This window comes from Brevibacillus halotolerans (genome assembly GCF_026891775.1).
In the GTDB taxonomy this organism is placed as follows: Bacteria; Bacillota; Bacilli; order Brevibacillales; family Brevibacillaceae; genus Brevibacillus_B; species Brevibacillus_B halotolerans.
In genome coordinates, this window is the sequence record NZ_JAPTNK010000094.1 from 1 (window position 1) to 251 (window position 251).

At 50.6% G+C, this 251-nt stretch carries 1 rRNA gene; it reads left to right on the forward strand.

The annotated features are described in order from the left end of the window. A 16S ribosomal RNA gene (locus tag O0550_RS24320) occupies positions 1 to 251 on the forward strand; the annotation flags it as partial.

Genomic DNA, 251 nt, shown 5'->3' on the forward strand with positions numbered 1-251 from the left:
AGGCAGCAGTAGGGAATTTTCCACAATGGACGAAAGTCTGATGGAGCAACGCCGCGTGAACGATGAAGGCTTTCGGGTCGTAAAGTTCTGTTGTTAGGGAAGAAACAGTGCTATTTAAATAAGATGGCACCTTGACGGTACCTAACGAGAAAGCCACGGCTAACTACGTGCCAGCAGCCGCGGTAATACGTAGGTGGCAAGCGTTGTCCGGAATTATTGGGCGTAAAGCGCGCGCAGGTGGCTATGTAAGT